General features: G+C 66.1%; 9 protein-coding genes. 1 reads left to right on the top strand and 8 read right to left on the bottom strand.

Going from position 1 to position 9,044, the window contains the following annotated elements; translation table 11 throughout:
• Positions 1 to 465: 465 nt before the first annotated feature.
• The 6 genes from ACW175_RS25405 to sdhC form a co-directional block, all read right to left on the bottom strand.
• Complete coding sequence (locus tag ACW175_RS25405; RefSeq protein ID WP_492102655.1) at positions 466 to 786, bottom strand: 2Fe-2S iron-sulfur cluster-binding protein; 321 nt, start codon at positions 784 to 786, stop codon at positions 466 to 468.
• Between the two features lie 41 nt (positions 787 to 827).
• Complete coding sequence (locus ACW175_RS25400) at positions 828 to 2,066, bottom strand: NAD(P)/FAD-dependent oxidoreductase (protein WP_492102654.1); 1,239 nt, start codon at positions 2,064 to 2,066, stop codon at positions 828 to 830.
• Between the two features lie 127 nt (positions 2,067 to 2,193).
• Entirely contained in the window at positions 2,194 to 2,976 is a 783-nt protein-coding gene (locus tag ACW175_RS25395; RefSeq protein ID WP_492102653.1) for a succinate dehydrogenase iron-sulfur subunit, read from the bottom strand.
• A gap of 7 nt (positions 2,977 to 2,983) precedes the next feature.
• The gene (sdhA, locus tag ACW175_RS25390; RefSeq protein WP_492102652.1) at positions 2,984 to 4,771 is read right to left on the bottom strand and encodes a succinate dehydrogenase flavoprotein subunit; all 1,788 of its coding nucleotides are present in this window, start codon (positions 4,769 to 4,771) and stop codon (positions 2,984 to 2,986) included.
• Positions 4,771 to 5,226 (bottom strand): succinate dehydrogenase, hydrophobic membrane anchor protein, encoded by a 456-nt coding sequence (gene sdhD, locus ACW175_RS25385; protein WP_492105047.1) that lies wholly within the window; start codon positions 5,224 to 5,226, stop codon positions 4,771 to 4,773. The genes sdhA and sdhD overlap by 1 nt, the downstream gene beginning before the upstream one ends.
• Positions 5,193 to 5,600: a succinate dehydrogenase, cytochrome b556 subunit gene (gene sdhC / locus ACW175_RS25380; RefSeq protein ID WP_099575365.1), complete on the bottom strand. Its 408-nt coding sequence runs from the start codon at positions 5,598 to 5,600 to the stop codon at positions 5,193 to 5,195. Before sdhC ends, sdhD begins: the two co-directional genes overlap by 34 nt.
• Before the next feature lie 176 nt (positions 5,601 to 5,776).
• Between sdhC and ACW175_RS25375 the strand changes: the two genes are divergently transcribed.
• Entirely contained in the window at positions 5,777 to 7,216 is a 1,440-nt protein-coding gene (locus ACW175_RS25375) for a sensor histidine kinase (RefSeq protein WP_492102651.1), read from the top strand.
• Positions 7,217 to 7,226: 10 nt separating this feature from the next.
• Here the strand turns inward: ACW175_RS25375 and ACW175_RS25370 are convergent, their stop codons facing one another.
• Together ACW175_RS25370 and zapE are read right to left on the bottom strand one after the other, a co-directional pair.
• On the bottom strand, positions 7,227 to 7,811 hold the full coding sequence (locus ACW175_RS25370) for a GDP-mannose pyrophosphatase (RefSeq protein ID WP_492102650.1): 585 nt from the start codon (positions 7,809 to 7,811) through the stop codon (positions 7,227 to 7,229).
• A 113-nt stretch (positions 7,812 to 7,924) separates the two neighbouring features.
• Positions 7,925 to 9,043 (bottom strand): cell division protein ZapE, encoded by a 1,119-nt coding sequence (gene zapE / locus ACW175_RS25365; RefSeq protein ID WP_492102649.1) that lies wholly within the window; start codon positions 9,041 to 9,043, stop codon positions 7,925 to 7,927.
• Position 9,044: the final 1 nt, after the last annotated feature.

Below are 9,044 nucleotides of genomic sequence, written 5' to 3'. Positions count from 1 at the left end.
CTACCCAAGTCAGTCAAGCGATAATTTTGAAGAAACTTCAAAACGATTACTTGCCTAACCTTGCATCGCGCCGCTGATTTCTTGCGAAGTCTTGGCGGCGATGCATCGGAGGGGCGCTTCTAAAGAGGCGACACTCCGAAGTCAACCAACTCTTTTCGGCCTTTTTCGAACACCCGAAACCGGGAATCGAAAAGACAAAAGAAGGATCCTCAGGGCCACCGTGGCCGCCCTCGCGGATCCGTCATAGAGTCGATTGGAGCGCGGTTTCTAGCGAAGCGTCTGAACCGATGCAACTCCCTTTCGGGGGCCGCGTCGTCCGGTCGCGATGCCGTTCCGAGCGAGGCGTTGATCTAGTCCCCACCCAGACGACTGGCAACCCCCTCGCGACAATATAACGACGCTCTTTTGACGCCGTGATTAATGCCGCCCTCTGGAGCCCGCCGCGGCGGGCTCAAGGCTTCTATCCTAGTGCTGGCTTTCCGGCAGGCGCACGACCAAGCCGTCCAGCGCATCACTCACCTTGATCTGGCAGGACAGGCGGCTGTTGGGCTCGACATTCTCGGCGAAGTCCAGCATCGACTCTTCCATGGCGGACTTGTCGCCGGTCTTATCGAGCCAGGCCGGATCGACATAGACGTGGCAGGTGGCGCAGGCGCATGCGCCGCCACAGTCGGCGTCGATGCCCGGCACATTGTTCTTCACGGCGCCTTCCATGACGGTCAGTCCCGACTTCACGTCGAGCGCATGTTCCGTGCCGTCGTGTTCAATATAGGTGATCTTGGCCATCTGTTTCCCGTTACCCCTGGAAGGCTCTCTATAGGGCGACCTTAGGCCGCCACCTCTTTCATGGACACCGACGGATCGGCGAGCTTGTCGGCGTCGACCGGCGTGCGTTTGGCGATCAGCTGCTTGCCGGCCATGAACTCTGGCGGCGCATTGACCGCTTCGACGGCCTGCAGAAGGTCGCCCTTCAGATGGAAGACCGCGAACTTGGCGGCGGCGACGTCGCCGCGCACGATCTGGCGGTCGGCCTCGAACGGCAGGCCGGCGATCTGAAGCTTCAGATCATACTGGTCGGACCAGAACCATGGGACCTCGGGCGCGGGACCCGGACGTCCGAGAATCGCCGAGGCGGCCTGCTTGGCCTGTTCCAGCGCGTTGGGAACACTCTCCAGGCGGAACTGACGCTCATAGAGAGGCAGTGGGCGATGGGTGACGTCGCCGATCGCGAAGATCGACGGATCCTCGGTGCGCGCCTCCAGGTCGACGACCACGCCATTGGCGGTCGCCAGGCCCGCATCCTTGGCTAGCTCATCATTGGGGACCGCGCCGACGCCGACCAGGGCGACGTCGCAGTCGACCACGCGGCCGTCGGAGAACTTCACGCCGGTGACGTGGCCGTTCTCGCCCTCGAAGCCGGCGACACCGGCGTTCAGCTCGAACACGACCCCATGCTTGCCGTGATAATCCTGGAAGAACAGTGACAGGGTCTCGCAGGCGACGCGGGCCAGCACCCGGCTTTCACGCTCGATGACCATGGCGTGGCTGCCCAGTGCCCGGGCCGAGGCGGCCGCCTCCAGGCCGACATAGCCGCCGCCGATCACGGCCAGGCGCTTGTCAGGGCCGAGGGCGTGCTTGAGCCGTTCGGCGTCGGCCGCCGTGCGGAGGGACAGCACGCCGGCAAGATCGGAACCCGGAATCGGCAGCTCCCGGGCGCGAGCGCCGGTCGCCAGAATGAGGAAGTCGTAGGCGATGGCCTCGCCCGAGGCGAGCGTGACCGTCTTTTCCGAACGGTTGATCCGCTCGGCCACGCCTTCGAGGCGCAGGGAGACATTGTTTTGCGCGTACCAGTCGGCGGGCTTCAGCGAGAGCGAGTCCGCGTCGGCCTCGCCTTTCAGCCAGGCTTTCGAGAGCGGCGGGCGCTGATAGGGCAGCAGCGGCTCGTCGCCGATCAGGACAATGCGGCCCTGGTGACCGTACTGACGCAGGAACGCCGCCGCCGAGCCGCCGGCATGACCGGCGCCGACGATGACGACGCACGCGTTCTGATTGGCTTCAGCGCTCAATGACGCCCTCCCTTTCGTCAAAAATGACGCCGGCGTCACCTATTGGCAAGCGCCTTGATAGAGGCGGATGTAAAACGGGGCGGCTCGTTTCCGAAGCCGCCCCGCGTTTGCCGAGTTGGAGATCCCGTCAGACGACGCGGTCAACCATCATCTTCTTGATCTCGGCGATGGCCTTGGCCGGGTTCAGACCCTTCGGGCAGACCTGGGCGCAGTTCATGATCGTGTGGCAGCGATAGAGCTTGAAGGGGTCTTCAAGCTGGTCGAGGCGGTCGCCGGTCGCTTCGTCGCGGCTGTCGATCAGCCAGCGATAGGCGTGCAGCAGGGCCGCCGGGCCCAGATACTTGTCGCCGTTCCACCAGTAGCTGGGGCACGAGGTCGAGCAGCAGGCGCAGAGAATGCACTCATAGAGGCCGTCGAGCTTCTCGCGGTCTTCGGGCGACTGCTTCCACTCGGTCTGCGGCTCGGGCGTATCGGTGTGCAGCCAAGGCTCGACCGAAGCATACTGAGCGTAGAACAGCGTCAGATCGGGAATCAGGTCCTTGACCACCGGCATGTGCGGCAGCGGGCTGATCTGCACGGCCTTGCCCGGCACCTCGGCCCAGCCATGGGTGCAGGCCAGGGTGTTGCGGCCGCCGATGTTCATCGAGCACGAGCCGCAGACACCCTCCCGGCACGACCGGCGGAAGGCCAGCGTCGGGTCGATGGTGTTCTTGATATAGAGCAGGGCGTCCAGGACCATCGGACCGACGGTGTCGACGTCGACATCGTAGGTGTCCCAACGCGGATTGCCGCCCGCCTCCGGATCGTAGCGGTAGATCTTGAAGGTCTTGACCTTCTTGGCGCCGGCCGGCGCGGGCCAATGCTTGCCCGACTTGACCTGCGAGTTCTTGGGGAGTGCGAGTTCGACCATCGTACCCTCAGTAGACCCGTTGTTTCGGCGGGATGTAGGCGATGTCGTCCGACATCGTGTAGCTGTGCACCGGACGGTAATCGATCTTCACCTTGCCGGTCTCGACGTCGAGCCAGGCCAGGGTGTGCTTCATCCATTCGGCGTCGTCGCGGCTCGAGAAGTCCTCGCGGGCGTGGGCGCCGCGGCTTTCCGTGCGGTTGACCGCGCCAGCCACGGTCACGACCGCCTGGCCGATCAGGTTGTCGAACTCCAGGGTCTCCATCAGGTCGGTGTTCCACACCAGACCGCGATCGCTGACCTTGATATCCCTGGCCTTGTCCCAGACCGTCGCCAGTCGCTGAGCGCCGCCGACCAGGGTTTCGCCCGTGCGGAACACCGCCGCGTCTTCCTGCATGGCCTTCTGCATCTCGAGACGCAGTTCGGCCGTGCCGGTCGAGCCCGAGGCGTTGCGGAAGCGGTCGAAGCGGGCCAGATGGCCGTCGGTCCAGGCGTCCTTCAGTTCCGGCTGCTTGGCGCCGGGGGTCAGGACCTCGGCGCATCGCAGGGCCGCGGCGCGGCCGAACACCACCAGGTCGATCAGCGAGTTGGAGCCCAGGCGGTTGGCGCCGTGCACCGAAACGCACGCGGCCTCGCCCACGGCCATCAGGCCCGGGATCACCTGATCGGGATTGTCGCCCGACTTGGTCACGACCTCGCCGTGATAGTTCGTCGGGATGCCGCCCATGTTGTAGTGGACGGTCGGCAGGACCGGGATCGGGGCCTTGGTCACGTCGACGCCGGCGAAGACCTTGGCGGTCTCGGAGATGCCGGGCAGGCGCTCGTGCAGGATCTTCGGATCCAGGTGATCCAGGTGCAGGAAGATGTGGTCCTTGTTCGGGCCCACGCCGCGACCTTCGCGGATCTCGATGGTCATCGCGCGGCTGACCATGTCGCGGGGCGCCAGGTCTTTCACCGACGGGGCGTAGCGCTCCATGAAGCGCTCGCCTTCCGAGTTGGTCAGGTAGCCGCCTTCGCCGCGCGCCCCCTCGGTGATGAGGCAGCCGGCCCCGTAGATGCCGGTCGGGTGGAACTGCACGAATTCCATGTCCTGCAGCGGCAGGCCGGCGCGCAGCGCCATGGCGTTGCCGTCGCCCGTGCAGGTGTGGGCCGAGGTGGCCGAGAAGTAGGCGCGGCCGTAGCCGCCCGTGGCCAGGATCACCGTCTGGGCCTGGAAGCGGTGCAGGGTGCCGTCGTCGAGCTTCCACGCCGTCACGCCGCGGCAGACGCCGTCGTCCATGATCAGGTCGAGGGCGAAGTACTCGATGAAGAACTCGGTATCGTGGGCCAGCGATTGGCCGTACATCGTGTGCAGCATGGCGTGACCGGTGCGGTCGGCCGCCGCGCAGGTGCGCTGGATCGGGCCTTCGCCGTAGTTCTTGGTCATGCCGCCGAAGGCGCGCTGATAGATCTTGCCGTCGGCCGTGCGCGAGAAGGGCACGCCCCAGTGCTCGAGCTCATAGACCGCCGCCGGCGCGTTGCGGGTCAGATACTCGATGGCGTCCTGGTCGCCCAGCCAGTCCGAGCCCTTGACGGTGTCGAACATGTGCCAGCGCCAGTCGTCCTGGCCCATATTGCCCAGCGAGGCCGAGATGCCGCCCTGCGCCGCCACGGTGTGGCTGCGGGTCGGGAACACCTTTGTGATGCAGGCGGTCTTCAGACCGGCTTGCGCGGCGCCCAGGGCGGCGCGGAGGCCCGAACCGCCGGCGCCGACGACGACGACGTCAAACTTGTGGTCGATGAACTTGTAGGCCGACATCAATGGGCTCCGGTCACGGTCAGGGCCACCTTGAGGATCGAGAAGACCCCCACGGCGCCGGCCAGCACACAGACGAACAGATTGCCGATCACCAGGGCCGACTTGCTCGTGAAGCGGTGGATATAGTCTTCGATCACCACCTGGACCGCGTTCGACAGGTGGATCAGGGCCGAGATCAGCAGCAGGCTCAGGAGCACGGCGTTCAGCGGCTGGCCGATCCAGGCCGCGGCCGTGTGCTGGTCGGCGCCGATCAGCTTCAGGGCTCCGAATACGCCCCAGATCGAGAGCGGCGCGAAGGCCAGACCCGAGACGCGTTCGGTGATGAAGTGGCCGACACCGTGGCGGGAGGCGCCCAGGCCGCGCGCGCGCGACAGCGGGGTGCGGAACTGAATGGGCTGGAAGATATCGTTCTTGCTCATGATCAGAACGCTCCGTTCGCGCCGGCGATGACCCAGGTCACGATCGTCGCCACGACCGCGAAAGCGATCGCCATGGCGCCGGTCATGTCGGCGATACGCGGGGCGAAGCCCTTGCCAGTGTCCCAGAAGGTCTGGCGGATCGTGTAGGCGATGTTGAAGAACACGGCGAAGGTCTCGCCCAGCAAGACCAGCTTGCCGATCGGCGAGCCCAGGATGCTCAGGAAGCCGGCATAGACGTCCGGACCGGCGGCCAGGGCGGCGGCCCAGGCGGCCAGGATCACGGCGCCGACCCACAGGCCGACGATGCAGGCGCGGTGCAGGATCGAGCAGGCCATGGTGATATGCCAGCGCCAGACCTGCAGGTGCGGCGACATCGGGCGCTCAGGCAGCCCCCGGCTCGTGTCGGTCATGAGAGGTCCAGCCCCAGTAGCCTTTGTGCGTTGCGGGATGCTTTTAAGCGCGAGGGCGGGGGTGTCAATTAAAGCGGGCACTGTTGAGAAACGTTCTCAGCTTCACTCCGGACAAGTCAGGGAACCGCCAAGGCCAAGGTTGCGTTATGTTCCGTCGCTTTAAGGGGAAACAGGGCGTGCGCACGACCGGTCCGATCGATTTCGGCGAAATCTTCGACCGTATCCCTTCCCCCTACATGCTGGTCGACCGGGACCTTCGGTATGTCGCGGCGAACGCCGCCTATCTCGCCACGGTGCAACGCGGTTGGGACGAACTGGAAGGGCGCAATGTCTTTGACGCCTTCCCTTCGGAGGGCGAGACGCGAGCGCAGCTGGAAGCCTCCCTGGTCCATGCCCGAGACCGCGGCGAGGTGACCGAGTTGCCGCTGATCCACTACGCGATCGAACGACCACCTCATCTGGGCGGCGGCGCCGAGGAGCGGATCTGGAGCGCCACCCATACGCCGATCCCCGACGAAACCGGCGCCACGCGCTACATCCTCCAGCACACCCAGGACGTCACCGCGATCCAGCGCCTCAAGGAGGCGGCCTTCGGCTCGCGGTCGGCGACCATGCTGGGCGACGAAGTGCTTCGGCGAGCCGAGACCGTCCAATCGCAGAGTCGGCAGCTGCGGAGCCTCTTCATGCAGGCGCCCAGCTTCATGGCCGTGCTGCGCGGCCCAGATCACGTCTTCGACCTTGTCAACAACGCCTACGCTCAGCTGATCGGCCTTCGCGAGGTGACAGGCCTGCCGGTGCGAACCGCGCTTCCGGAAGTCGTCGAGCAGGGCTTCATCGATCTGCTCGACCGCGTGCTGGCGACCCGCGAGGCCTTCGTCGGCCGGCGCGTGAGGGTCGCCCTGCAACGCAACGCCGATGCGGCGCTCGAGGAACGCTACCTCGACTTTGTCTATCAGCCGATCGTCGAGGCGGATGGAAAGGCGTCGGGCGTCTTCGTCGAAGGCGTGGACATGACCGATCAAGTTCAGGCCGACGAGCGCCAGCGCCTGCTGCTGGACGAGCTGAACCACCGCGTGAAGAACACCCTGGCCACGGTGCAGGCCATCGCCCAGCAGACCCTGCGCGGCGCGACGACGCCACAGACCTTCGCCGCCGCGTTCGAAGCCCGTCTGCTGGCCCTGTCTCAGACGCACAACGCCCTGACCGACAGCCAGTGGGCCGGCGCGGGCCTGCGCCAGCTCCTGGTCCAGGAACTCGGACCTTATGGCCCCGAGCGCATCGTCATGGACGGCCCGGACGTCCACCTGCCCGCCCGCGTGGCCTTGTCGCTGGGCATGGTGTTCCACGAACTGGCCACCAACGCCGCCAAGTACGGATCCCTGTCGAACGCCGGCCGACTGGCGCTTGCCTGGTCGGTGCGCGACGGCGAGCGCCTCGTTTTCGAATGGCGCGAGCTCGACGGCCCGCCCGCCGGTCAGCCCACCCGACGAGGGTTCGGCTCACGTCTGATCGAGCGCAGCATTACCGGCGAACTCCGAGGCGCGATCGTGGCCGACTACAGCCCGGCCGGCCTGTTCGTCCGGTTCGACGTGCCGCTTGCGCGGGACTTCGGTTAGCTCGACCCCGCTAAGCTCTGAACACCGTCAAGGCCAGGTGCTGCAGCAGCATGATGGTCTTGGCGTCACGGATGCGGCCGTCGGCGATCATGGTCAGGGCCTCATCCAGGCTCGGCTCCAGCACCTCGATGTCCTCGCCCTCGTCGGGATGGCCGCCGCCCTCGCCGATCCGCATGGCCGCGTCGTACTCGGCGACGAAGAAGTGCAGGATCTCGGTCACCGAGCCCGGGCTCATGAAGGCCTCGAACACCTTGCGCACCGCGCCCAGGCGGTAACCCAGCTCCTCCTCGACCTCGGCGCGGATACGAACCTCGGGTTCGGCGTCATCGAGCAGGCCGGCGGCCGCCTCGATCAGCAGGTCGTCATAGCCGTTGACGAAGGCCGGCCAGCGGAACTGCTTCACCAGCAGCACCGTGCGATTAGCCAGATTGTAAGGCAGCAGCACCGCCCCATTGCCCCGATCGTAGTGCTCGCGATGCTGGGTCTGCCACGTCCCGTCGCGACGCTTCCAGTCGAAGCTTGTCGTCTTCAGGACGTACCAATTGTCGGAGAGCAGCCTGGTCTCGTTGACCCGGATCCGGTCCTTGACGCTCATCGTGTTCTCCTGGAGCATTTTCCGACGAAGTGGGGGCACCGGTTCGTCGTCGGAAAATGCGTTAAAACAAAGAGCTAGAGCATTTCACCGATCCAGGTGGATCGGAAAATGCTCTATTCCCGCACCCGCGCCACATAGTCGGCCGAACGCATTTCCTGCAGGCGCGAGACCGTTCGCTCGAACTCGAAGGATCCGTCGCCCTCGGGATAAAGCTGTTCGGGTTCTGCGTCGGCCAGGGCCACCAGCTTGGCGTCGGCTTCGTAGAGCGCATCGATCAGGGTGTTGAAGCGCTTGGCCGCGTCGCGCCGGGCGGGCGTCAGGCGCGGCACGTCTTCCAGGAAGATGGTGTGGAAACGCTCGGCGACAGCCAGATAGTCCTGCGGCCCCAGGGCCTGCTGGCACAGGCTGGCGAAGGACGAGCGCAGCATCCCGCCCGCGGCGCGTGGCAAACGCATCTTGCGGCCCAGCACCTCCAGCGTCGCGCCCGTCTCGGCCGCGCCATCCAGCATGTCGGTCCACAGTCGCTCGAACTCGGCCTGGTTGGCCTTGTCATTCGGAGCCAGCCAGGTCCGCGCCGCCCGCAGGCGGTCCAGACGGAAGTCGACCGGCCCGCGCACGGCCACGACGTCCATGGCGTCCTTCAGCATGGCGATGAACGGCGTGAAGAGCTGACGGTTGAGGCCGTCCTTGTAGAGGTCGTCCGGCGGACGGTTCGAGGTGGCCACCAGGGTCACGCCGCGCGCGAACAGCGCCTCGAACAGCCGGCCCAGGATCATGGCGTCGGCGATGTCGGTGACCTGCAGCTCGTCGAAGCACAACAGGCGGGCGCTCGCGGCAATAAGATCGGCGGTCGGGACGATCGGGTCGTCGCCCTTGTGCTGGCCGAACCGCGCCTTGCGCGCCGCCGCGTCGCCCTTGCGCCAGGCGTCGATGTCGGCGTGGACCTCGGCCATGAAGGCATGGAAGTGAATGCGGCGCTTCTTGGTGATCGGGGCGCTGTCGAAGAACAGGTCCATCAGCATGGACTTGCCCCGCCCGACCGGCCCCCAGAGGTAGACCCCGCGCTGGCTTTTAGGCTTGCGGCCGAACAGCGAGAAGCCGGGCTCGCCGGCGTTGTCGAGATCGGCTTCCAGCCGGGACAGGGCGTCCACGGCGGCGGCCTGGGCCACGTCGGGCCGGATGTCGCCCTGGGCCAGGCGCTCGCGATAGGCGGTGCGTAGAGATGTCGGCATC

Source organism: Caulobacter sp. FV1ye6ST (assembly GCF_058681225.1).
This window is presented reverse-complemented; position numbering and strand designations above follow the sequence as displayed.